Origin of the sequence: Pseudanabaena sp. PCC 7367 (assembly GCF_000317065.1) — a bacterium.
GTDB lineage: Bacteria > Cyanobacteriota > Cyanobacteriia > Pseudanabaenales > Pseudanabaenaceae > Thalassoporum > Thalassoporum mexicanum.
Map to the genome: position 1 here is coordinate 3347379 of NC_019701.1, position 23910 is coordinate 3371288.

Annotated in this window: 19 protein-coding genes; 6 read left to right on the top strand and 13 right to left on the bottom strand. The window is 45.7% G+C overall.

Annotation, left to right across the window (positions count from 1 at the left end):
* The first annotated feature begins 82 nt into the window (after positions 1–82).
* The gene (locus tag PSE7367_RS13270; protein WP_015165870.1) at positions 83–679 is read left to right on the top strand and encodes a PFE-CTERM domain-containing protein; all 597 of its coding nucleotides are present in this window, start codon (positions 83–85) and stop codon (positions 677–679) included.
* A 25-nt stretch (positions 680–704) separates the two neighbouring features.
* Here PSE7367_RS13270 and PSE7367_RS13275 read toward each other — a convergent pair whose 3' ends face one another.
* Positions 705–3971, bottom strand: coding sequence for a GumC family protein (locus PSE7367_RS13275; protein ID WP_015165871.1), 3267 nt, complete (start codon positions 3969–3971; stop codon positions 705–707).
* A gap of 986 nt (positions 3972–4957) precedes the next feature.
* Between PSE7367_RS13275 and PSE7367_RS13280 the strand changes: the two genes are divergently transcribed.
* Together PSE7367_RS13280 and PSE7367_RS13285 are read left to right on the top strand one after the other, a co-directional pair.
* Positions 4958–5686 carry a LuxR C-terminal-related transcriptional regulator gene (locus tag PSE7367_RS13280; protein WP_015165872.1) on the top strand — a complete coding sequence of 243 codons (729 nt, stop codon included), beginning with the start codon at positions 4958–4960 and terminating at the stop codon, positions 5684–5686.
* A 636-nt stretch (positions 5687–6322) separates the two neighbouring features.
* Complete coding sequence (locus PSE7367_RS13285; RefSeq protein ID WP_015165873.1) at positions 6323–6844, top strand: hypothetical protein; 522 nt, start codon at positions 6323–6325, stop codon at positions 6842–6844.
* A 213-nt stretch (positions 6845–7057) separates the two neighbouring features.
* Here PSE7367_RS13285 and PSE7367_RS13290 read toward each other — a convergent pair whose 3' ends face one another.
* The 12 genes from PSE7367_RS13290 to PSE7367_RS22095 form a co-directional block, all read right to left on the bottom strand.
* Positions 7058–7564, bottom strand: a complete 507-nt coding sequence (locus PSE7367_RS13290) for a thioredoxin domain-containing protein (protein ID WP_015165874.1) — start codon at positions 7562–7564, stop codon at positions 7058–7060.
* A 244-nt stretch (positions 7565–7808) separates the two neighbouring features.
* Positions 7809–8429: a hypothetical protein gene (locus PSE7367_RS13295; protein WP_015165875.1), complete on the bottom strand. Its 621-nt coding sequence runs from the start codon at positions 8427–8429 to the stop codon at positions 7809–7811.
* 266 nt (positions 8430–8695) lie between these two features.
* On the bottom strand, positions 8696–9367 hold the full coding sequence (locus PSE7367_RS13300; protein ID WP_015165876.1) for a Tll0287-like domain-containing protein: 672 nt from the start codon (positions 9365–9367) through the stop codon (positions 8696–8698).
* A 57-nt stretch (positions 9368–9424) separates the two neighbouring features.
* Complete coding sequence (locus tag PSE7367_RS13305) at positions 9425–10270, bottom strand: doubled CXXCH domain-containing protein (RefSeq protein ID WP_015165877.1); 846 nt, start codon at positions 10268–10270, stop codon at positions 9425–9427.
* 2 nt (positions 10271–10272) lie between these two features.
* A complete protein-coding gene (locus PSE7367_RS13310; RefSeq protein WP_015165878.1) occupies positions 10273–10914 on the bottom strand; it encodes a cytochrome c3 family protein in 642 nt (213 codons plus the stop codon).
* A gap of 28 nt (positions 10915–10942) precedes the next feature.
* Positions 10943–11386, bottom strand: coding sequence for a globin family protein (locus tag PSE7367_RS13315; protein ID WP_015165879.1), 444 nt, complete (start codon positions 11384–11386; stop codon positions 10943–10945).
* Between the two features lie 653 nt (positions 11387–12039).
* The gene (locus PSE7367_RS13320; RefSeq protein WP_015165880.1) at positions 12040–12966 is read right to left on the bottom strand and encodes a pentapeptide repeat-containing protein; all 927 of its coding nucleotides are present in this window, start codon (positions 12964–12966) and stop codon (positions 12040–12042) included.
* Positions 12967–13304: 338 nt separating this feature from the next.
* Entirely contained in the window at positions 13305–13775 is a 471-nt protein-coding gene (locus PSE7367_RS13325) for a QcrA and Rieske domain-containing protein (protein WP_015165881.1), read from the bottom strand.
* An 84-nt stretch (positions 13776–13859) separates the two neighbouring features.
* A complete protein-coding gene (locus PSE7367_RS13330; protein ID WP_015165882.1) occupies positions 13860–15623 on the bottom strand; it encodes a cytochrome c biogenesis protein in 1764 nt (587 codons plus the stop codon).
* A gap of 289 nt (positions 15624–15912) precedes the next feature.
* Complete coding sequence (locus PSE7367_RS13335) at positions 15913–17454, bottom strand: cytochrome c biogenesis protein ResB (protein ID WP_015165883.1); 1542 nt, start codon at positions 17452–17454, stop codon at positions 15913–15915.
* Positions 17455–17813: 359 nt separating this feature from the next.
* Positions 17814–18281: a pentapeptide repeat-containing protein gene (locus tag PSE7367_RS13340; protein ID WP_015165885.1), complete on the bottom strand. Its 468-nt coding sequence runs from the start codon at positions 18279–18281 to the stop codon at positions 17814–17816.
* 732 nt (positions 18282–19013) lie between these two features.
* A complete protein-coding gene (locus PSE7367_RS22095; RefSeq protein WP_015165886.1) occupies positions 19014–19169 on the bottom strand; it encodes a hypothetical protein in 156 nt (51 codons plus the stop codon).
* 546 nt (positions 19170–19715) lie between these two features.
* Here PSE7367_RS22095 and PSE7367_RS13345 point away from each other — a divergent pair.
* From PSE7367_RS13345 to PSE7367_RS13355, 3 genes are all read left to right on the top strand, one after another.
* The gene (locus tag PSE7367_RS13345) at positions 19716–20279 is read left to right on the top strand and encodes a GerMN domain-containing protein (RefSeq protein ID WP_015165887.1); all 564 of its coding nucleotides are present in this window, start codon (positions 19716–19718) and stop codon (positions 20277–20279) included.
* 67 nt (positions 20280–20346) lie between these two features.
* Complete coding sequence (locus PSE7367_RS13350; protein ID WP_015165888.1) at positions 20347–21912, top strand: glycoside hydrolase family 3 N-terminal domain-containing protein; 1566 nt, start codon at positions 20347–20349, stop codon at positions 21910–21912.
* 433 nt (positions 21913–22345) lie between these two features.
* A complete protein-coding gene (locus PSE7367_RS13355; protein WP_015165889.1) occupies positions 22346–23836 on the top strand; it encodes an SAM-dependent methyltransferase in 1491 nt (496 codons plus the stop codon).
* Positions 23837–23910: the final 74 nt, after the last annotated feature.

Sequence of the window (23910 nt, forward strand, 5' to 3'; positions counted from 1 at the left end):
CGGGGAGTGAAACTGTATACAAATAAAAAAACTTATGTAAAACTGTCTTTATTATCAATGTAGTAATTGCTTCGTGAGCGAGATGGGTTCAAAGACTTTTTCTGCTGTATTCCTAACGTTGGTGCTAGGCGCGATCGGTTCGGTTAGTAGTGCTAAAGCGGCTGACTTCCCGGAAGCAGGAGTTTTTGATTTTAGCGATTTTGTTGCCTCCCCTGATCAACTGATTCTTGAAGGAGGAGTGAATACAGTTAGTGGAGACACAGGACCTAGTGGTACGGATCAAAACGACTATTTCCAATTCGATTTAACCAATGGTGAGCCTCCGTTTACTTTTATCCTGACTTCATATACACCAGGTGCCGGTAACACTAGTACGAGTTTTCGTTTAAACCGAGATGATGATAACAGTCAGGTTGGCTTAATTGGTACCTTAAGTGATGCTACCGTTGGCACTGATTTCTTTCCCGCAATCAGCTCTTTACTTACTGCCAACAGTGTCCCCCTTTCCGACGCTATTTATCATATTGATGAAGGTAGTGGGCCAGCCTCCTGGCGTTTTACGGTTCAAGCCGTGCCGTTTGAGTTTGAATCTGGTCTTGGTTTGCTAGCTTTTGGTGGATTTGGGTTTGGTCATTATTTCCTCAAAAAGCGGAAGCGGAAGCAGAAGAAATTAGCTTAGATTGATTGTACCTGGCTTAACCGAGCTAGTTTAATTTGCGGGTGCGATCGAGAAACCATTTATTAGAGATTGATTTAGAAATTGATTTAGAAGCAGAATCCCCACGATCTGCCTCTGTGTTTTTTTGGCTATTTTGATTTTGTATTTGTAGATTTTGCCCTAGTTCGCTCTCATTATCTAGAGCCTGTCTGCGCGATTCTGATTGATCGCTTCGCCGATCGCGGTGGGGTTCAAGGGATTCCTGCGGTTGGGTTTCCAGCTCCAATTCATCTAGATCATTGCTAAGCTCAGGTACATAGGTGATTTCAACTGCCTGATCTATTTCTAAGTCTTCTAAGTCGGTGAAATTATCAAGTCCATAGGGATTGGAAATAGGCTTAACTGGTTTAATCTCCCTGGGCAGAATTGGTGAAACTACCGATGATTCAACCACGATCGTTTGCTGAATTGGAACATTATCGATCGCAGGATCGTTTTCTAAGTCTTCTAAGGACTGTGCCGATGTAGCTAGTTTAAGCGAATGGTTGGGTTGCTCTTGTTGATCTGGCTCAGGTGATAGATGGGGCGATCGCTGCTCCAGGAAAGATTCCAAAGCATCTAGCTCAGCATCAAATTCATCACTGATATCTAGATTTAGATCAGCAACTTGATCGATTTCTAGCTCTCCGTCACAATCAACCTGCTTAGGAGGATCAGATTTTAAATTACTTTCAGTGAAATCATGCTCATTATGCAAATCTTGGTCGGCTTCAGGATTTCGATCGTCTAAGTTTTGATCGTCTAAGTTTTGATCGTCTAAGTTTTGATCGTCTAAGTTTTGATCGTTTAAATAAGTCAGGTAATTACCAGTTTCTAGATCATTCCCAGTAGCCTGATCGTTAATTAGTGGTTTGAAATTATTTGGCTGATTGGGATTCTGTTTAATTCTGGCGATCGGGGTGCGATTGTTAAGTCGATTCGAGCTATTGGAGCTATTAGGATTGTTGTCGCTATTAGTAATTTTGCCAGTAGTTAGATTTGCTGGTTTAATTACCGCGATTCCATTAGGGTTATGGCGGCGATCGCCTAAAGCTTCTTTAGTTTGCGCTGCATCCACCGCTTGATAATATTCCTGATTGAGGGAATAGTTCTCACCAGGCTGACGCGGCATCACCCCATTGGCGACCAAACCCAACACATGCTGGCGCGATCGGGTCAGGGTATCTTTGGCGGCGGCAAAACTATCAATCTCAGTTAGGCCAGGGCGTACCAATAGCACCACCCCATCGGTTTTCTTACCCAAAACCGTAGTATCAGCAGCAACGGTTACTGGTGGCGTATCTAATAACACCAGGTCATAGTTTCTTGCGGCCACGCTGAGCAAAGAATTCATTGGCCTTGAATCCAATAGGGCAGCCGGATTGGTGGGCAGGGTACCAGCGGTGAGTAATTCCAGGCGCGGTTCTACCTGTTGAGTGGTGGTATAGAAATTGGCACTACCAGCCAACACATTACTAAGCCCTTGGGAATTGGGAACTTGCCACAGTTGATGTTGGGTTGGTTTGCGCAAGTCCGCATCGATCAAAAGCACTTTTGCACCCATTTGCGCCGCCGCGATCGCCAGGTTGGCTGTAAATGTAGACTTACCCTCTTTAGCGATCGAGCTAGTAATGGCAATAACTTTTGGTGCTTTGCCAGGTTCAAGGAATTTGAGATTAGTATGTAAAATTCGGAACGTTTCGGCCAAAGTTGATTGGGGCATGTCCCTGGTGATCAATACCGAGCCTTTAGCTAATTTTGCCGACTTGCGCATCATTTGATCATGCTTGGCCACATAACCAAAATCTGGCACAATCCCCAGCAGGCTATAACCAGAAATATCACTGGCCTGCTCAGAGGTTTTGATTGATTTATCGATCGCCGCCAGAATAAAGGTGACTAAGCCAGCAAAAGCAAGTCCCAGGATTGCCCCCAATGAAAGATTTAAAGGAATATTTGGCGCGATCGCATTGGTGGGAATGGTGGCCGGTGAAACAATCCTGGCTCCAGCACTAATCTGACGTAGTTGCGATCGCAGGCTGGTTTGTTGTTGCAACAGATGATCGTAATTGACACGAGCTAAGGTTAAATCCCGCTCTAGTTGCGATTGTTGTTGTTCTATTTTGGGTAAACTATCAATCCGTTTTTGGTAGTCTTGATGCAGTTTGGAGAGTGCTTCCAACCGACTGCGCAGGCCATACTTGCTAGTTTCCAAGTTAGCCAGATTACTAATTAATTGAGCCTGGGTATCAGAAATACGCAGGTTTTGAGTAGTCAGATTCTCAAGCAAATCCTCTCCCACTCGACCTTGCAACACCACCTGCAAAGCTTCCCGTTGGGCGCGCAGATCGATGATCGAAGGATGCTCCGCACCATAGCGAGTGCTTTCCAGGGCGATCTGCTGTTCGATCGCTTGGAGTTCTTCGAGTAACTGCTGCGCCGAGGGCGAACTCCAGGCCACACTCAAACCCGCATCCATCCCCAATGATTGCTGTAATTGCTTGGATCTTGCACCCACCTCAGCCAGTTCTGCCTGCAAGCCGAGCATTTGCGCTTCAATCTCTTTGATCGCCTTAACCGTAGTAACTTTCTCGATTTCCAGGTCAACCAATCGATAGTTTTCTTTAAACTGGCGCAGCTTAATTTCCGCACTTTCCAGGGCACTTTTGCTGGTGGGTAGTTGTCTCTCTACAAATTGCAGGAGTGATTTTGCTTCCAGGCTCTTGGTTTCAAGGTCTGAGGCAATGTAAATTTTAGAGACCGTATTGACAATACTGGCGGCACGTTTGGGATCTGGATCGTGGTAGGAAATCTCCAGGATTTCGCTGTCGGGTAGATTCGTTACTTGCAGGTTTGCTAAGAAAGACTCGATCGATTGCTCTGCCTCCAGCTCATTCTCGGTTGCAGTTTGATTAAGTACCCCTACTACTTCTTTAGCGATCGCATTGGACTTAATTACGGCTGCTTCATTGGCAAGCCGATCGCCAGGGGGAATGGTCGAGATGGCAGTATCGGTTGGCAAAGGAGGCAAACCTTCACTGGAAGCAATATTATCTTGGTTAGGGTTAGGAATCGATGCTGTTGTTGTGGGTGCAGCTACCGATCCAGTTGTTGATTCAATTGTCGATTCAATTAGAACCTGACCCTTCGCTTCATAAATAGGTTGAATCCTGACTGTAACAAGAGCCGCACCGCCAAAAATGATTCCAAATGCTACAAGTGCTGGAAATTTATGTTGCCTGAGCGCTACCCAGCCGCGATTTAGTTTATTCATGCTAAGTTCTGCCAGTATTGCTCACTACTTACATGGTTTCGATCAGCGCAAAGCTGCGATCGTTTTTGAATTAGATGAATTAGATTGAAGTAATAAAACTTTAATCCAGTAATCCAGGGAGTAAAGTAATTAGGTCAACAGCTAAATATCTACAAAGCACCGGAATAGCATAGGTAAGCAAATATCGAGAAATCACTCAATTGTGATCAGGTCTGATTGCAGCTTAACCCTAAAACACCCCGTAACTAATCAGCTAAAAACCAACCATTAACAATTCTACTAATTCAAAAAGCCTTATGTGAGCCATACAGATTGGTAAGATATCCCCATTCAAATACCCAATCAGTTAACATCAAAACAAACTTCTCTTGAGTATGTCAATCAGCATAATGTCGTAGATGAAATACCAAAATAATAATAATTAATATTAGTGATTATTGAAAGCAGAATCGATCGCATCTATGCATATTGGCCAAACGATCGCCAATCAATCGCCAATTAATCAACTTAACAAAAATTCATAATCACTCATGCTGTTGGTGGATGACAACTACCATTGAGTTCACACCCAAAAAAGCCAAAACCATAATCAGAGGCTAATCTAGCCATTGAGTCATTCTCTTGAAACATTGTGCCAAAACCCTTGAAACCGCTCATTTTTCCCTAAGATCCAGCCTGAGTATTCAGAACTAGTCGCCGATCGCCTAAAAAGTATATAACAATAATAAATAAGGCCATAAATTATGAGTACAATTGGCTTAATGCATCTAATTAGCCTAATTTAATTAGCTATGATTAGTTAAGCTAACTAGGTATGTATCAATTTATATATCAGGGTATTTGAGGCGTTTGGTGAACGACGCTGAGGCATATAATAACGACATTTTCTTGCAATAATTATGCCAATAGTTATTAACTTTGATGGAACTGTCTGTTTTTGTCTGCCGTCAGCTATTTAGGTTAGGTAAATTAACAAAATAGTTGAGATGCAAACACAAAACTTGTCGAACAACCCTGGATCTTTATCCCATGACTTCCCACATCTGATCATTCATGCCGAAGACGGCGATCAGTTGTTTCCGCTTTCCAATGCCGACTTTTGGACGATTGGTCGCGGTTTCAATAATTCGATCGTGCTCAATGATAAGTGGTCGTCGCGCAACCATGCCACCTTGCAGATTGTGCGTCCACCTAATTATGAAGCTCCCGATTCTTTTGGCTCTTCCCTTGGATCAGGTGATGGTAGTAAAAGCAATGAAACAACTGAGCAAAAACCATCAATGGTCGGTAACTTTTATTTAGTTGACCTGGGTAGTCGCAATGGCTCTTTCTTAAGAGGGCAAAGGGTGACCTTCCCAATCTTGCTAAAAAATGGCGATCGCTTGACGATTGGCAAAACGGACATGGACTTTTTCTCGCCGTATAAGCCAGAAACCAAGAAAGGCAATGTACCGGAAGGAATGCACCTGTTCCAGCAGCCAACCGCACCAGTATCCCGATCGACCCTGACTCCTTCGGAAGAACGAGTATTTTGGCAAGTGGTGCAGGGCTTTACTAATAAGGAAATTGGCAAACGGTTGCAAATCAGTCCACGGACTGTGCAAACCCACCTGAGCAGTATTATGACCAAGTTGAACTTGGAAAATCGCTCTCAGATTGTTCGATTTGCCTTTGAGCATAGCCATCGCCCACCCAACTCTAGCGATACCTATTAAAATCACGGGGGCATTGCTTAAACTTTTTTACTTTAGTTTAGATAATTAATTAGATACTTAAGGCTTAGTTTTACGAAATTAGGCATTAAGTAGACCTAATGAACCATAGGTAGGCTAAAAGTAAACCAGATATTCAGAAACATATAGGGCTGGTTGAGTATTTTTCACTTTCTATAACTTAAACAACGTTCTCACTCCTGATATTTGATGACTTCCCGATTTGGGAATCTAGTTCAGGCCAACGAAACATCTTGTTGCTGCATTGTTCTCAGGCGCTTTAGCTCCGATCCGATTAGCTATCCTTAATCAAAATATGTGTAAGTTCTGAATCTTGCTACATTGCCTGGGTGGGAAAGCTAGAGGGTGTGACTTTGATTTTGCGCCGTAATCATCAGTTGGCTTACTGATATATTCAGATGTATTCAGATATTTGTTGGATTTAGATATTTGTCTAATTCTATGATTTTGGATTGTTGTAGAGATCTGGGCGATCGCTAAAATTAGTCCCCAGCAGCCATCTAATGTCAGCATATCTTGACAAATTTCTAAAAACTTAGCATTTGCAAATCCCATTCTCTGGTATCCTTCCTGCGTTGCAGGCGTTATCCCTGCAGTCTAGAAGTAATCATGTAGGGAATGAGATTCGTGAAAAACTTACTAAAAGTTTCATTGGGTACGATCGCTGCTAGTGCAGTGACATTAGCGATCGCAGCTCCTAGCCATGCGCAACCTGCCTATGGTAGTTATGTGGGGATTGGTGCTAGCTTCGGCCTCACCGATGGCAATGTTGATGCCGGTGAAGAGAGTACGATCGGTGGTTTGATCGCCGCCCGTTATAAATTCCTGGAGATCCCTATTTCCGTGCGCGGCCAAGTGCTAATTGGTGAAAGCACTGCCTTTGTGCCCACTGTTTCCTATGATATTCCGGTCAACTTCAACACTGATATTTACGTGGGTGCTGGGGTGGCACTGGCCAATACCCGCGAAGTTACACCGGTGGGTAATGAAAATAGCTTTGTGATTCAACCTGGGATCGACTACACCGTACCCAATAGCAATTTAGTTGTGTTTGGGAATGCGATCTTTGCGTTTGATGCTTTCCGCAATAGCGATCGAACCGCCACCGCCTTACAAACTGGGCTTGGTTTTCGCTTTTAGTTAACCGGGCATTATTGCCGCTCAGTTGAATTTAATTTAATTATGATCTAGTTCCACCTCGCTTGGGTTGTCTATCTATCTTGGCGATGGTGGCTGTTTTTTTTTGATAGATGAATTGATATTGGGTGTGGTGAAAACAGGGTTGGTAGGTAAGAATTTTTAGCAAGCGAATAAACGCATCTTGAATCAGTCTTAATCAATTGGCAACCAAAATCACAGGCTGTTTAGAGCTGTTCGCTTGACCATTTCGCCCAGAACCGATTTAGGTATCGCTCCATAGACAGTCTTGAGCGCCTGGTTTTGCCGATCGAGAAAAGTAAGTTGCGGCACTGCGGTGGCATGGAAGCTTCGGGCGATCAATGCATCAGCAGGTTCATCCACGTTCAACATCACAAAATTAACCTGATTGCCATACTTGTGGTGCAGGGCTTGCATGGTGGGCGCGAGCGATTGGCAGGTGGTACACCAATTGGCATAAAACTCCACGATGCTAGGTTTATTATTAGCGATCGCATTTTGGTAAGTGACACTCTGGCGCGACATTTGTTTTAGGGTTGCCAGCCCAGAAATAGAAGAACCATTAAAAATGCTGGCATTAGTGCCGGAGGTGAAAAAGATCACTAGACTAAACAGAACCGCGATCGCTACTACACCGATCGCCGTGAAATTTGGCTTTGCTTCCTTTGCTTCCATTGTGTCGCTTTCTTGATCTGGGGTCATTCTCTCTGGTTAGGCTTTACTAAATTAAGGCGCTAAGTTAAGTCCAAATTGTCAAATTTAGGTACTTGCACTCAATTATATCTATTCTCAATTCTTGCCAAAGACAATACAGCAAATTTCTGCCTGGAATATGATGGAGCCACTTGGAGTTAAGGCTTCCAGCAATAGCTCTACCGATCATTTCCATATGCGAACCATACGATGCGACTGCTTGAGTGGAATTAGGCGGCGATCGCTACTGATACTACTGATAATAGTAGGCAATGAAGATATGAAAGCCCAACATCACAAAAAAGATCGCCACTAGAATGATATGGGTGGGTAGCCAAAAATCGCGCATCTTGGCGATCAACTTGCCCTTAGAAATCCCAAATCCCCTCTTTTTCCCTTCCTTCTCTGGATTCTTGGCAGGGGGTGTTCCATAATAGCGGCGCGACGATTCCAGGACCCCGGTTTCAGCAACCACACCCACCAAAGCAGAAAGGGTGACCGCAAAAAACACCCACAGAAAGATCGCATTGAAATTCAAACCATTCGCACCGATCGTGTGAATTAAAGTTGCCGCGACCAAACCCACACCAATAAATATATGCAAACTGCGCCAGAAAATAATCGAGCCAGGAATAGTAATCTTCATTAACCAACCCCGTCCTCGCTTTCGCACCGTCAGTACCATCTCAAATAGCACAAAGGCGAGCGAGACATAACCCGTGACCTGCTTATAAATCTCACCTTGAAAAACCTGATAGAGATTAAAAGACTGCTCCCGCAACGTGGGTAAATAGTTGCCACTGATCGCAAATGGCAGCAGCAGCAACGCAGTAATAAAAGTAAGAATAATCAGGGTGGAAAATTTTGGTTTCATATCGGGCGATCGCCTAGATCGGCTGTCAACTAGTCAGAGCGAAGGTTAGGAATCCACTTTCCTAAACAAAGAAATTAATCCAGGTTATAGTTCATCTTATTGCCGGGAAATTCATTTGGTAGTTAACTAGGCACAATTTCTCTATATCTATCAACATCTATCAACATGGAATATAAAAATATCCAGCAGCAGAAAATATAGATAACCAAATAGACAAAGGGATGCGCCATTATTCACGAACGCACCCCTTCCAACTAGATGAGCAATTATGAACTACCCAAAGGCAGGTTGATCATAACCCCACCCATTACATCACCCAGGACAAATACCTTATCGGGATATCTTTCCTTGTGGACTGGATGTTCGTTGTGGCAAGTGACACAGGCTTCGGCCACGGCAACATCAGGATAGAGGGCTGAATAGTATCTTTGGCCAGCAATCTCCTGAAAGTCTTTGTATGGTTCGCTAGTCTCTTCCACCTGCTTCATGGCAGTCTTCTCAAACTCGTTTCTAGGAGCCTGATTATCGTTAATGTTCCAACTTGAGATCAAGCCATAGGTAAAGGTGTCAGCTTCTAGGGCGATCTCTGAGCCCAAACGGAACATCTGCGCCGGCAAGGGAACTCCGCCGGTCTCTTTCCAGGCTTCGGTTGCTTCTGCATCAACTACACCATCGGGTTTCTCTTTCCCTTCTAGTTTGGTCAGCCTTGAGATCACATGCTTGGTATAGGCGGTGCGATCGGCTTCCAGGACAGTATGAATATAGTCGGTGACCAATTCAGGGGAAATGCCAACCTCTGCTGTAGCGGTAGGCGCAGGGCCACTACTACAGGCCGATATAGTAATTAGGGCAACAGAAATTAGCGCAACTAAGCCGAAGGTTTTAGTTCTGAGCCAGTTTGTCCAGTTTTTAGGACGATTTCTACGATTTCTATTCATAGTTAGTTTCTCTCTACCTACCTTTGTGTTGTGTGTGTTGTTGATGGAAGTTCGGATCTACTCGCTAGGCGAGCCAGATCTGCGCTCCTCTAGCTCTCTCACCAGCTCAAAGGTTTCCATCTCCAGGGTGGGCGATCGATTAAAATTCGCTTCCACCATCTCATCGTCGAATATACTTTTATAGGCATATTCCATGCCGTGGCAATTCATACAGACTTCCGAAACCATGCGATCGCGCGGCAAAAGGGTAAAGGTGTTGTTGTGGTTAACATGCACCCAATCCCCGTTTTCTGGTATCTGCCGGGGTAAATGACAGGTGGCACAGGTCACCGATTCACGATCGGGGCGGGGGATATTTCCCTTTGCCCTGAAAATCTCGGCATGTCTAGACTGCTCATAGTTAAGGGAATGGTTATCGTTATGGCAGGTGAGGCATGAATCCGCCGCTGCCACAGTTGTGTTAGCCGAATGAACATCATGGCAGGTATTACAAGTCATTTGCTTGTCCATTGCCGCTTCCTTCATCGGAATCTGAGCCATCGCTGGAGTTAGCGGTGTCATACCTTCGTTAAGCCGAATGCCATGTTTACCCAACAGGAAAGTAGCTACGGCTTGCTCGTGGCAAGTGCGACAGCTTTCATGATCTGGCTTGCTAATCAGCGCCTCGGTCTCTTGATCCAGATGGCAACTAGAGCAATTGATATTGGCGATCGCATGGGCACTACCCTGCCACTGCTCGGTAATTTGGGCTAAATCTTCCTGACTGGGAGATGTACCATTTTGGGCAAAGGCAGAATAACCTTGATAACCAGGATGGCTATAGCTATAAAAGAAAAATACCGCTAGCGCCACCAGGGCGATCGTGACTAGCTTTTTGAGGTCTAATTTGAGCGCAAATTTCATTGCTAGCCACCTCCTAGAAATTCCTGACCTAGATCAGCGGCAGGAGCGCGATCGAGCTGTGGTTTCACCGTCCGATCGGGATAGGTCGGCACCGGCAACATATCCGGTTGATCTAGATTCTGGCGAATGAATCCGGTCGAGATCGATCGATGATCATGGAAGTTGTGACAACCAGCGGTCCAACAGCCGTCAGGTGAGAAGCCCTCATGGCTGGCCAGATCGCCGTTAATTACACCTTCATGACAATGCATACATAGATCCGGATGCAAATGCACACCGCGACTAAATATATGCACATGCTCGTTATGACAGGCCGTACAGGTGAGTACCTCGATCTCTTCCATCAACTCGGCCCAACGCGGATCGCGGAACTTCTTAGTACCATGTTCATCCTCTGCCATTTCCGCCTCATGGCAGCGCAGGCAGGTTTCATTCGTGATCGGCTTAAACCCTTCATGACAGGAGCTACAGGAGGCTTCGATCACCATGTGTCCATGGGAGGTTTCACCGGGCAAAAAAACGCTGCGCTGATCCAGGGCAAATGCAGCAGCTAACCAGGTTGTCAAAACAACCAGCAACACCATCACAATTATGTTGGCTCGGAATAACCTACCTAGCCTGAATCTCCCTGGGGAATTACTCATTTGTTCCTAGGTCAATTGTGCCTTTACCCTAGCCTGCTGCACCTTCTAAGTTGAGCACCTCCGGCGGGTAATCAGCCCCATCCAGCATAATTGCTGTAATGGCACCGTATGCGGCAACCCAGGCTTCCTTGACCTCAGGAGTCCAATCAGCTTTTAAGTATTGCTCTAGGGTAGCCAGTAACGCATTCCCAACTAGTGGATAGTGGGCAGGTAGCGCCCCATATTTGACATGTCTGGCACCTAAACCTTTTAACTCGCTAGTGAGCACTTCTGGATTAGTGAGGTTATCGATCGTCATCACCAATGAACCCACCAGCATTTGCTTTTGTTTACCCATTGCGGTGTGGGCAAACAGTGGCTTAGCCTCGGGATACATCGTGAATAGGTTCTCGTAAAAGCGATCGCCTAATTCACCCGCATAGGGCTTGACCTTGTTGAAACTTTCTTGCAAGATCTCAACTGGTAGTGACATCTAAAGTTACTCCATATCTCTTTATTTTGCACCGTCACTCACATAAATCACAGAACTGAAAGTTATTTGCGGCGACCAACCAGCATAACAATCCGTTCAGTTGATGATTTGTTTGGCGGTGCTTTACTGCCTATTTATAGTTTTTTAAACCGTTGTAATTAGTAAATTTAGTTACAATTACTAATTTAGTGATGCGGGTTCTTCATGCTTGGAATGCATAAGATGCAAATATTGATTTTAGTTAGCGTGGCGAGCCTCAAATACTTTGGACAAAAGACGATCGCCTGTGGATTGAGCAACTAAGCAACTAAATGAGATGTTAAAGTTATGTCTATAAATAAACCATCGGTGCTATGGGAGTAAGGATATTTAGTAAGCATATTTAGTAAAGAATCCTTGGTTTAGTTTTTAATCTCTTGGCCGAATACGATTGCAGACCCAATAATTACTAACAAGCCAAACAAGCCACTGGCTTGAGCATGTGAATTGGTTAGGGGTTCCCTAAGGACCTGATCTGAACTTAATTTTTGGCATAAGACTTAATTTTTGGCATAAGTATGATTCGGCAGCAAAACAACCTCCGAGGAAATAAAGGGAATAAGAGGTGGTATGTTGCTTCAGCTAATTGGCTTACTACGCGCCGCTACTACTTACTACTTAGGTACATTCAACGCCCCATTTCCCCGCAGCCAGTGTTTTTGTTCATCGCTCAAGCCCTCCGCAAAAGTAAACTCTGCCCCCATCACATCGCAATCGGCAAAATCCACTGCTTCCCAGCTACTATGCTCCAGGTTGGCATCACGTAAACTGGCCTCAGCTAAATTAACCTGCTTGAACTGAGTCCCCTCTAGATTAGTACCGAACAATGCAGCCCCGGTTAAATTAGTCTGGCAGATTAAGGCTTTGCCCAGCTTGGCTTCGTGTAGTTGTGCCCCTTGCAGATTTGCCTCAGTCAGGTTGGCTTCTTGCAGGTTGGCGGCAATCAACTCAGCATCAGTAAATTGAGCCTTACTCAAGTTAGCCTTTTCCATGCTTGCTTGCTCTAGGTTTGCACCCTCAAAATTTGCGCCTTCGCAATTTGCTGCCTTCAAGCTAGCTAATCTCAGTCTGGCCTTACTAAAGTCTGCGTTAGTGAACAAGCCATCATCTAGTTTAGCTTTGATTAATTTGGCTTGCCTAAGATCAGTGGCGATCGCTTTGGCTTCCCGCAAGTCCGCTTCTTCAAGGTTGGCGGCGCTCAAATTGGCCTGCTCCAGGTTGGCTCCAAATAGAATTACCGCTTTTGCCGCTGCCTGGCTTAAATTGGCGCGATCGAGCTGGGCACTGTTCAAGTGGGTTTTAGCTAAATTAGCGTAGGTCAGCACTGCTTCGCTGGCCTGGGCAAACATCAAACTGGCATAACTAAAATTGGTTTGATGGCAGGAAACACCAGTTATATTGGCCGATCGCATATAGGCTCCAGTAAAATCACCGCGATCGAGCACTAATCCGCGCAAATCAACGCAACTTAGTTCAGCATCGGCCAGGGATTTTTCCCGTTCCAGCCGATAGGAAATCTCTTCTAAGCTCAGTAGTGCCATGTTAAGTTGCCTTAGTTGCCTTAAATATTAATATGCTGCGGTTATCTGCCTGGTTGGGTTTTAGCCTAATTCTAATTAGCTCAAACTATTATCACAGTTGTCAGAGTTCAAAGATATATCAAATTCAATGAAATAGGCTGAATAAGTATCGCCATAACCATTACGAAGAAATTATTGCGATTAGGTTTCAGCGCTAATTAAATCTACAGGATTTGATATTTAGCCCCAATGTAATATTAAATCTTTTAGTGCCAGGATGATTAGATCAGAATATTGGCAAAAAATTTTGTGCCATTGCTACAATCCTTGCTCGCTTACCATTTCAGATTGAAATAACCCTAAGAAGCCTTTACTAAAATCAACCCATCCTCTTCCTTTAGCTCAAGTGAAGTGAGGGGATCATCGGCAGGGCTTTGCTTTACTGTGCCATCGGGGTTAAAGGCGGAACTGTGGCAAGGGCAAAAAATCTGGCTATTCTCGCCATCCCAGGTCACATTACAGGCTTGATGGGTACAAGTGGAGTCAAACGCAACCAGTTCACTGCTGTCAGGATCACGGAAGATCAATACTGGTCTGGCACCAGCGGTCAGATTCCGCACCGATCCCTTTTCATCGATCTGCTCTACTGTGGCAAAGGCCTGGAAGCCATCTTCGCGCAATGAGGTATCGATCTCCGGTTCGTCTGATTTGCTACTCGTAGCATTGTTGTTACTCTGCGGCGGATCAGATGAGCAAGCAGCGATCGCCACGGGTAGGAAACTGGCCATCATACCAAGGCCAACCCAGGATAAAAAATCACGACGAATCATAATTAGCTAAATTCCCAAATATTGCAAAGATTTTAGATATATCAGGTATTCATTCTGGATCGGCAATTGGCTTGATTAAATCAGTTAGGCGATCGCGCCCAGGCCAAACCAATTCCTATACCTTGCGGTGGCCAACAAGACTAGTAATAGGTCAATGCCAACAACACCAGCCACTAATAATTCCGAGCCACCGGTACTAAACCCATAGCTGTGCAAACCAGTACCCAGCACAAAATTAACCCCATACCAGGCCATCAACACCGCATTAAAACTGACCACACTGGTTATGGCCATGCCAAAATCACTCAGCCAGCCCACCAGGCGGCCATGCAGTGGAGCCAAATAACACAACAGCGCGATCAAAGCCCAGGTTTCTTTCGGGTCCCAACCCCAGAACCGCCCCCAGGAAAAGTGCGCCCAGATGCCACCAAGAATCACGCCAGTGGTCAGGAGCAAGACTCCCACTTGCAACACCCGATAATTTAGCTTGGACAGGCTACTAATTCGGTTTTTAGCCTGCGGCATAAAGGCATAGTTAGCTAGCAAAATATGACCGAGTCCCATCGCCAGAGCAAAACTGGCATAGCTAAGCGTAATTGTTGGCACATGAATACTGAGCCAGAAATTATCCCGCAATACGGGTACGAGGGGGTTAATACTGGCATCCAGCACCGCTGGCAAGCTATCTGCCATCACCAGGCACAGCACCGACAAGGGAGCTGCCGCCAAAAGATAGTAGCGAGCACGGGTGTTTAATTCAAATGCTAGGGCGATCGCGGCGATGCCAAATCCAACCCAGATCACCGATTCATACATATTGGTGACCGGGGGACGGCCGGCGATCTGCATTCGCTCAATGAAGCCATAACCCTGAATGCCCAGACCAGCCATGAAGAGGCCGATCGCACCCCAGTAAGCACCAAGGTTTTCTAACTTTTTAAGATTCACCGTCAATATCATCACCACAAAGGCCAGAGCATAGAGCTGCCATGCTTTAGCAAATGGGTGCAAGCCATTAAAGTTAACTTCCCGCTGCATTACCGCCAGGTCTGGATAAACATTAGGACTGAGGTTAATTAGGGTCTCTCGCAGCACTGCCGCCAACTGACCGATCGGCACAAGTTGACTAGAATCCGCTTGATAGGCATGTTTGAGCAGTTCATAATCGGCGATCGCGGGGGCGGCCAATTCCGGTTCATAATAATCAATCGCTGCATTCACGCCCACCCATTTACCTTTGGCATCATCGGGATGGGGCACAATCGGCAAGGTGCCAGAACCCACCGTGCGCAGCATGAATAAAAGCCGATCTTCGATCGTGAGTGCTTCCCGCTCATCGCGGCTGAGATCAATTTTGGCCGATTGCTTTTGCTCTGCTTCTAGGGCGATCGCGGCCAGGTCAGAGGTCATCAGTTCCCTGAAGCTAAAATACTTGCGCTCTGGATCTAAGCCTAGTTTTTCCTTCAGCGGTCGATAGCTAAATAGAATAAACGGCTCCTGGTTCCAGTCCCGATCGTTGAACCACATCGCCAGGTAGGTCGGCAGATAGCTCAGCTTTTCGCCATTTGGCTGTTTATAGCTAGCCCTACCGTGAATCTTACTCACCGTCTCTCGTGCCACCGTATCTAGGGGCTTTTTGCGCCCGTCTAGCTGCACTGCGATCGTTTGTAAGGCATTCAGCGGTTGCGGTTGAAACTGCCCCAGTGGCATCAGCATAATCAAAATACCCAAGCCCAGACCAATCAGTAGTTTGAGGAAATTACTAAAGGCTGGTTGAGTATTCTCTGCCGCATCTTGCACAGGTTCTGATTGCAAATCTGGACTAGGAATAGGAGTGGTAGTGGTCATGGCAAGTTTTGATCAGTAATTACGGAGCAAATCACACAAATTACAAAGCAATTGATTTTTTTTGAATCACAAGTTTTGAATTCACCACAGCAATCGATCCGTTCATCGATCGGCCGATGGGATCGAGCATTCGGGGAGCGATCGCCCTTGGCGCTAAATCTCAGCTAACTCATCTTCGGAGTGAGGCCAAGCGCAAATCACTAATTGAGTAAGGCAATTCAATAATTGCAAGCAAAAGACATAGAAACTAGTTGCATTGGTTACCATCAGTTGCCATTAGTTGACGAAATCAAGTTAATTCTGGTTCTGGACTAATCGCCTCAATCACTTCAGTTGAATTTTTGTCGCTATTGGCAGCGATCGCCGTGGCCTGCTGCGCCAATTCAGTCGGATCGATCGTTGCATCACTATTGCTACTCAATGCCTGAGCTAACTTAGAGCTACCCACCGATTGGATCACACTGCGACCATAGAACATCACGCCAATGCCCACTACCACAAGTGCCGAGCCAAACCAGGTAAGTGCCGTGACCCAGGCTGGTTCCCGCTTAACTTGCAAGGTGGATTGACGCAGATCGCCAGGATTCCAGGAAGCTTGCGCCAATTTCCAACCCTCAAACCAGGTGGGGTGATTCATCCAGACGCGCCGATCGCTACTTTCACCAGTGAATGGATTGGTGATCTGAATCTGGCTAGTCCACATCGCCACTGAATCAGTACCCTCGTTGCGATCGACAATAAAATCCTCTAGCTTCACTACGAACGGCAGTTGCAGCATTTTTGGCGCAAAAGCAGCAAAGATTTCTTCTGTCTCATTTCCTGCGTTAGAAGTAACCGCATTAGCGATCGCAGTCGGTTCACCATAGGGCAACCAGGCTTTTGTGCCACTGGCAGTTTCCACTAGCAAAGCCGGATTCCCTTCACCCACTGATGGGGGAACGGGCACAACTTCGCGCTGAATCTGGGCATGGGGCACAAACTCCAACAAAGAAATCCGAAAGTCTGCCCAGCCCGGTTCCACGATCGTATCGGCGGTGAATAAACCACTGACAAAGCCGTTACTAGAATTCGCCGCATAGTGCAAAGTTTGGTCTGGAGCGATCGCCACCCGGAAGAAGGCATCGGTTTCAGGTGGTGGTGCTAAAAATTCCTTTAATTGTGATTCGGTTTCGGCCAAAGCGATTTCTAGGCTAGCAGGGCCGATCTCTATCTGGCTATAGTTCTCTGGCGCGATCGCTAACCAGCGTTGCACCGATTGCCCCATGCGATCGCTGTCTAGTTGCAAATGCACGGCAGGGCTATAGACCGGTGCAGTGTCCGTAAAGCTCACCGTTTTAATTGCATTGTCGTCGTAGGCCAGCAACTTTAAGCCCGCTGCCGTTGAGGGGTTAATTGAACCATCATCGCGCACAAATAAATCAACCCGCTCTACTTCGCCCTGGGGAGAGAGAACTTCGAGTAGATCGCCTTCAACCCGAATCTGGCTATTGGCGGGAAGGTCAGTGCGCAAAGGCAGCATTCCTTCCACCCCCAGGTGAATTACCGCTGCTGCTCCCGCAATCAATACAATCAGACCAAAATGGGTAAGCGCAAAGCCAATCTTACGGGCACCGCGCCAGGGATATCGACTGAGGGCAGAAACCGAGAGATTCAACGCCAACAAAAACATCAGCGTCCCAAACCAGCTACTTTTATAAACCATCCGGCTCACCACTGCAGAACCCACTTGCGATTCATAGAAAGTAGCCCAGATTAGAATGCCTACGATCAAACTAAGGAGAGGAACTGCCAGCTTGATTGAGCCGAGAAATCGATGTACCGAAGTAAACATATGCCTTTGATTAATGAGCGATTATATAGACCCAATGGGCGATCGCTTAGATCTCGCTTTCAAAATTGTTATTCATACTTAGTCCCATTTTCAGCAGGGAAGTTTTGTATAAATAAATGCCAAAAAATAAGACCATATGCGTAAAAGGCATTATGGCAATGCAAGAAAAGCTAATTCAATTAGATCAAGTAAAAATCAGCAATCACCCGGTGCTTAAAAGACTCGTGAACGTAGCCAAACTTAAAAATATTTAAATTTAAAGCATCTTTACTGAAGCGATCCAAATGCTTGCCAGGGCAAAACTTAAGGGCTTTTGAACCTATTGCCCAGTAATTCCAATTTCTTAAACCACACTCGGATTATTTAGTGATTTCGATCGTTTCGCCTTCGGCAGCAGTCACGTCAGTTTTAGAGAGATCCACACCAAACATTTGCGAACCATTTAGATTGGTGCCACTCAAATTTGCACCGCCCAGATCAGCGTAAATTAAATTCGCATTACTCAAATTTGCGCCGCTCAGGTTGGCTCCTTGTAAAAAGGCACTTGATAAAAATGCACCAGTTAGGTCGGCATCGGTGAGGTTTGCACCGGATAGATCGGCCCCTTCCAGATTTGCCTCAGTCATAATTGCCCCCTCCAGATTTGCTTCGCGTAGGTCAACACCGATCAGATGCATTTCCGACAAATCCGCACCAGATAGATCGCAGCCTTTGCATGCGTACTCGCTGAGTAATTGTTTAAGGTGCTCAGGGTTTTCTGCCCCAGTTGGCACCGCCCAGATCAACCAGGCCATAACTACAGCGATCGCAATAATTAGTTTTTTCATGGTTTCTGCTCCTTCTTGCTCACAAGTCCTGATTTGCCCTTATTCATGCAAATAGTCTTGTAGACTGAAGCCAAAGCTAACTAGTTTCTTAAATACTCATGAGTTTTTTGAATACTTACTAATATTTAATTAGCACTAGCCAGATTAGCAATGATCACAGCGATCAAATGCCCAAAGAATACTCAAAGAATTCAAATGGCGATGGCAATGAATAAATGACAAAATCATCCGCTCACATCCACATCTTTATTATCGCTCTAACCAATTAACTCCGCCAAAACTGCTACAACAATAGTTACAATTGCATTCTTTGATCTATTTGACCTATCTGATCACAAATATAACCGGAGCCAAATTTTACTAGGTTACGCGATGTGCAACTAAAGTTCTGAAACCCTTATATCCTCGTGCTAGTTAACCTGGATCTTGATATTTTGGATTGCTCAAACAACCTAAAATCAATGGCCTGGAAATAGTTGCACACCAGGTTAGGTTATAAATATTGCCCAAGGGCGATCGCTGGCAACAACAATGCTTGCCTTACCTTAGCCATAAATACATAAGCCATAAATACATAAATATATGAGCCCTGACGATGTAATCATACTTGGCCATAGAATCAAGGCTGCCTCGAAAGTCCTGTGCTAAAAATCCTGACTTCCATGCCCCTACCAGAAACTATAGCGATTAGGTATTGGCATTATTCAATAAAACTTGATATTTAACTTGATCCTACAAGCGCGAATCAGGCGATCGCAAAATTACCGATGAGCCACTCGCCGGAGCAACATCATTTGTTTTCCCTTCTGAAGCACCATAACCGCCGATCGACATCAGCAGACCTAACATGAGGGTAAGAAAGATTGATTGTGCAAATTTTTCCCACATGGCTGCCACCTCCAAAAGCTAATCGGTAAATGTCTTAAGTCATCAAATCAATAATCAACTAAATAATTAACTAAGTTGTTTTGTCCTACTTGACCTATAAGTATTTTCGCTTGCCCTGGCATCAATAACCTCATCCAATCATTTAATCCGATCGGGTGATCATGCTTAAAAATAGGAACATTCCAGTTTAAACAAAGGTCTAAGAACTAATGGCTATTTAACAGCGCCTAATCAAACATTAGTGCGCTCAAAATTAGATTAAATCCAATCCAATCCAATCCAATTAGATCAAAAACGATCGCTAACGAGGCAATTGGGTTGCGGGCGATCGCCAGTATCCACAAGTTAGGGATTTTAAAAAGCTGCCAAACTCAGGTTAACCAAGCGTAGGCAATTTTAAAGGTTCTAATTTTTTGAAATTCTGATTCTAGAAAAACTGATTCTAGAAAATGAAGTATAGAAGCGAATATTGAGCGATTCTGTTCCCTACAAGCATTAATTTGATTAAGATTGTCAAAGGACTGGCAAAAAGACAGGAGAAAAGAGATGAGCACATCCACATCACGCAAGGGCACCTGGATCGCATTGATCGCGGCGGGTTTGGTTGGGGGAACAGCCAGCTATTTTGTGGTGCAAAATAATATTGAAGTGCAACCACCTACAATCGATCCCGATCCCACCGTGGTTGAAGATAGCCAACCTGCGGTCTATTGGATTAGCGATCGCCAAACCAGCTTAGTTGCAGTTGCCGCACCGATCGAACCAGCGGCCACGCCAACGGAAACATTAACCACAGCTTTAAACACGGTGTTCACCTTGCCAGACGAGCAGGCAGAAATGTATAGCGCGATCCCACCGGGCACAGAACTGCGGGATGTTTCGATCGATGGTAATGATATTTATTTAGATCTCTCCGATGAGTTTGAATCGGGGGGCGGTAGTGCTGGCATGACTGGGCGAGTGGTGCAGGTGCTTTATACTGCCACCAGCATTAACCCACAGGCAAATTTGTATTTGTCGATCGAAGGGGAGCCAGTGGATTATCTTGGTGGCGAGGGGCTAGAAATTCCTCAACCAATGACGCGATCGGATTTTTCGTTAGAGTTTTAATTTAATCCCTAAAATCGCTCAGCTTGCACTAAACTAGCTTCAATCAACAGCGCAGCCAAGTTAAGCGATGAAAAAACTCCCCGACTTCAACTCGCTCACCCTGCGGGAACAAGTGGCGCAGATGGTGGTAGTCAGAGCATCAGGACATCTCTGGGATCATCAAATTGAATATCCCCAATGGGAAGCCCCCAATCGGGAGCTACAAGCATGGTTGGCTGAGGGTGTGGGTGGTGTAATTTTGGTTGGTGGCAGTGCCGCAGAAGTTTGGACCAGGTCGCAACAACTCCAGGCCTGGGCAAAGTTACCCCTGTTGATCGCCGCCGATTTGGAAGAAGGCGTGGGTCAAAGATTTGCGGGTGCAACCTGGTTTCCACCACCAATGGCGTTGCAATCGCTGCCGCCAGAAACCGCCAAGCAATATGCTAGTGAAATGGGTCGGATCACCGCCCAGGAGGCTGCTGCGTTGGGGATTAACTGGTTATTTGCGCCCGTGGTGGATGTGAATAATAATCCCGCCAATCCAGTGATCAATGTGCGTGCTTTTGGGGAGAGCAGCGCCGATGTGATCGCCCTCAGTGGTGCTTTTATTGAGGGGGCAAAAAACAATAATGTCCTGACTACGGCCAAGCATTTTCCAGGGCATGGCGACACGGAAGTAGATTCCCATTTGCAAACGCCCAAGCTAAATCTCGATCGCCAAAGATTCAATCAAGTTGAGTTGCCTCCCTTTGTGGCCGCGATCGCTAAGGGGGTGGATTCAATCATGTCTGCCCATATTTTTGCACCTGTGCTTGATGCCCAGAACATCGCTACGCTTTCACCAAAGATCTTAGACAAGCTACTGCGCCAGGAATTAGGTTTTGATGGGTTGATTGTGACCGATGCGCTGGTGATGGGTGGGGTGGCCGATCGCTATGATCCAGCTTTCGTAGCGGTGAATGCGGTGCTAGCAGGGGCAGATATTTTGCTGATGCCCGTTGATCCGATCGTGACGATCGAGGCGGTTTGCAGGGCGGTAGAGGCAGGTGAGATTCCGCGCGATCGGATTTTGGCTTCTTTAACTAGAATCTGGCAGGCCAAACAGCGAGTATGCAGCCCAGAAATACCATCATTTGAGCAGTTAACCGATGAGGTGGGCAGCGCTGCTAATCTAGACATGGCCAGGCAGATTGCCCAGGGTTCGATTCGCATGTGTCCTGGCAATTTAAATCTCGATCGCGCCGAGCCACCGCTTAACTTGCTAATTGTTGATGATCAGTTGGGTTGTAGTAAATATATCAATCGGCGATCGCCTGCCATTACGGAGTTTCAAGCCTATGGTTGTGAGCATTTATTGGTCGATTGGCGATCGCTGGCGGCGCTGGATTTACAAGATTTACCAGCCTTGATTTTGCAGGTGTTTAGTCGCGGCAATCCCTATCGGGGTAGCGCAGGCATGGGCGATCGCACTGAAGCATTGATCGAGCAGTTAGTAAATGAAGATAAGTTGATCGCGGTGCTGGTCTATGGCAGTCCCTATAATCTGGATCTGATTTTGCCGAAGTTGCCGCCAAGTATTCCCTGGGCGTTTTCCTATGGCCAACAGCCGATCGCTCAGGCGGTTTTGATCGCGGCCTTACAAACAGGTAAGTAATAGTCTAGCTATTCTTTCACCTGTAAATTCAATATCAAATAATGCGAAAATTATATTAAGGTGCATCCAATCATATCTGGCGACAGGATTAAAGCTGCACCAAGTACCTTTAGCTAAAAGCCCTTAATTCCATAGCAATACCATTTTGATTAATCTGATTCAGGATCAAAGTTACAACCTTATTCGATCTAGACTTAGCTTATGGGAGTGTATGGGCTGCAAGACTCACTCTAAAAAATTAAAGATTGCCTATACCATTGCAATATTTGGTAGTGCTGAACAAGTAAGGATTTAGGAGATAGTTGAATATCTATAACCCAAACAAGCTAAGCTCCGAATTTTAAATCGATTGCTAATTATCCTTACTACTGCATGACTACCCAATATTTTATAGATTGAATTAAGAGAAACTAAGCGACATGATTGGCTGTTGATGAATAAAGTCATTGCTCTTCCACAAGCAGCCAAAATTGGTGAAGTATTTACTCCCGCCAGGTGGGCAAGGTGGCTATTGGATCAATGGCAGGTGGGCGATCGCTGGCTAGCAGGAGCCACGGTCTGCGATCCCACTGCTGGGGCGGGTATCTTTGCCTTGAGTTTGTTTCAAATTGCCAGAGAGCGCAATATTCCTTTAACTCCTGATTTAGTTAACAGGATCACCTTGATCGATCGCCAGGGCAAGCATTTAGAGAATTTTCGCGCGATCGCCAAGCGGGAATATGGGATTAATTTCCCGGCGGCTAATTGCCTGGAGCGGGACTTAATTATTAATCCACCTGATCTCAAATTTGACATTCTGGTGGGCAATCCCCCTTGGGCTAATTTTACCGATCTGCCAGATAGCTATAAGCAAAAATTAAAACCATATTTCGTCGCCGCTGGACTTGTCCCCGACAAAAAACAAGTCCTATTGGGAGCCTCGCGGGTGGATATTGCCGCTTTGATTTTGAAAATTGCCCTGGGTAATCTTTTAGATGATCATGGGGCTGGCTATTTTTTTGTGCCGCGATCGCTCTTTTCTGGGGGAGATGCCCACCTGGGGTTCCGGGATTATCGATCGCAGGGGCGAGATTTTTGCGTCAATGCAGTATTTGAATTCACTGAAACCGAGGTATTTGAATCAGTAATTACGGCCTATGCGGCGGCGGCCTTTACGATCGATATGCTGCAAACCTTTCCGGTTAAGTATTACTGCGAAAAAGATGGCGATTGGCAGGAATACGTTGCCCAACCATTGAGATTGCGATCGGATCAATGGCGGATTACGCCTCGCAATCAGCTAGGGGCAAAAGAGGAAGCGATCGAAATTGCGATTACCCCCCACCAGAAACCGCGCCAGGGTGTGAATACCTGCGGCGCTAATGGGGTATTTATTTTTAAACAAAAGCCGGATTTTCTGCCAGCGGAATTTATTTACCCTTTGGCCACGAAGGAACTATGGAAAACTGAGCAGCAAGAACCAACCAAATGGATTCTGTTGCCCTATGAGCAACAAACTGGCAAACCGATCGCCTGGGAGCGTTTAGCTAGCTATCCTGATTTGCGTAGCTATCTAGAAAAGTTTAAGGTTCAACTCCAAAATCGTAAGGGGACGTTGATTCGGGCAGCGATCGCCAAGGGATACTGGTGGGCATTGTTGGGGGTGGGGCTCTATTCCTTTGCTCCTTTTAAAATCATCTGGCAAGCCTATGGAAAGCATGATTTTAGGCCGCAAATTTTAACCCAGGTTGATGACCAAATGTGGCAGGGCAACCAGGCGATGCATGCCTTTATTCCCTGTTGGGATCTGGTGGACGCGCAGCAACTTTTAGACTTGCTTCAAAATCCCCATATCCCTAAGATCCTGCATGAGCTAAATGGTGGGGGACAGTGTAACTGGGCGCAACCGGGCAAGATCAAAAAGATCCTTTCGATCGAAAAGTAGCCCATGACTAACAGCCAGGGCTACCATTTAAGAACGTTTTTTTACAGTGTTTTAGAGCTACCGTAATGAAATGA

What these genes read in the sequence shown, in the direction of transcription:
- PSE7367_RS13355 (WP_015165889.1), top strand. Translation starts at nt 22,346, where the DNA reads ATGAATAAAGTCATTGCTCTTCCACAAGCAGCCAAAATTGGTGAAGTA.
- PSE7367_RS13280 (WP_015165872.1), top strand. Translation starts at nt 4,958, where the DNA reads ATGCAAACACAAAACTTGTCGAACAACCCTGGATCTTTATCCCATGAC.
- PSE7367_RS13275 (WP_015165871.1), bottom strand. Translation starts at nt 3,971, where the DNA reads ATGAATAAACTAAATCGCGGCTGGGTAGCGCTCAGGCAACATAAATTT.
- PSE7367_RS13300 (WP_015165876.1), bottom strand. Translation starts at nt 9,367, where the DNA reads ATGAATAGAAATCGTAGAAATCGTCCTAAAAACTGGACAAACTGGCTC.
- PSE7367_RS13335 (WP_015165883.1), bottom strand. Translation starts at nt 17,454, where the DNA reads ATGTTTACTTCGGTACATCGATTTCTCGGCTCAATCAAGCTGGCAGTT.
- PSE7367_RS13290 (WP_015165874.1), bottom strand. Translation starts at nt 7,564, where the DNA reads ATGACCCCAGATCAAGAAAGCGACACAATGGAAGCAAAGGAAGCAAAG.
- PSE7367_RS13315 (WP_015165879.1), bottom strand. Translation starts at nt 11,386, where the DNA reads ATGTCACTACCAGTTGAGATCTTGCAAGAAAGTTTCAACAAGGTCAAG.
- PSE7367_RS13330 (WP_015165882.1), bottom strand. Translation starts at nt 15,623, where the DNA reads ATGACCACTACCACTCCTATTCCTAGTCCAGATTTGCAATCAGAACCT.
- PSE7367_RS13340 (WP_015165885.1), bottom strand. Translation starts at nt 18,281, where the DNA reads ATGAAAAAACTAATTATTGCGATCGCTGTAGTTATGGCCTGGTTGATC.
- PSE7367_RS13305 (WP_015165877.1), bottom strand. Translation starts at nt 10,270, where the DNA reads ATGAAATTTGCGCTCAAATTAGACCTCAAAAAGCTAGTCACGATCGCC.
- PSE7367_RS13295 (WP_015165875.1), bottom strand. Translation starts at nt 8,429, where the DNA reads ATGAAACCAAAATTTTCCACCCTGATTATTCTTACTTTTATTACTGCG.
- PSE7367_RS13285 (WP_015165873.1), top strand. Translation starts at nt 6,323, where the DNA reads ATGAGATTCGTGAAAAACTTACTAAAAGTTTCATTGGGTACGATCGCT.
- PSE7367_RS13310 (WP_015165878.1), bottom strand. Translation starts at nt 10,914, where the DNA reads ATGAGTAATTCCCCAGGGAGATTCAGGCTAGGTAGGTTATTCCGAGCC.
- PSE7367_RS13350 (WP_015165888.1), top strand. Translation starts at nt 20,347, where the DNA reads ATGAAAAAACTCCCCGACTTCAACTCGCTCACCCTGCGGGAACAAGTG.
- PSE7367_RS13345 (WP_015165887.1), top strand. Translation starts at nt 19,716, where the DNA reads ATGAGCACATCCACATCACGCAAGGGCACCTGGATCGCATTGATCGCG.
- PSE7367_RS13325 (WP_015165881.1), bottom strand. Translation starts at nt 13,775, where the DNA reads ATGATTCGTCGTGATTTTTTATCCTGGGTTGGCCTTGGTATGATGGCC.
- PSE7367_RS22095 (WP_015165886.1), bottom strand. Translation starts at nt 19,169, where the DNA reads ATGTGGGAAAAATTTGCACAATCAATCTTTCTTACCCTCATGTTAGGT.
- PSE7367_RS13320 (WP_015165880.1), bottom strand. Translation starts at nt 12,966, where the DNA reads ATGGCACTACTGAGCTTAGAAGAGATTTCCTATCGGCTGGAACGGGAA.
- PSE7367_RS13270 (WP_015165870.1), top strand. Translation starts at nt 83, where the DNA reads ATGGGTTCAAAGACTTTTTCTGCTGTATTCCTAACGTTGGTGCTAGGC.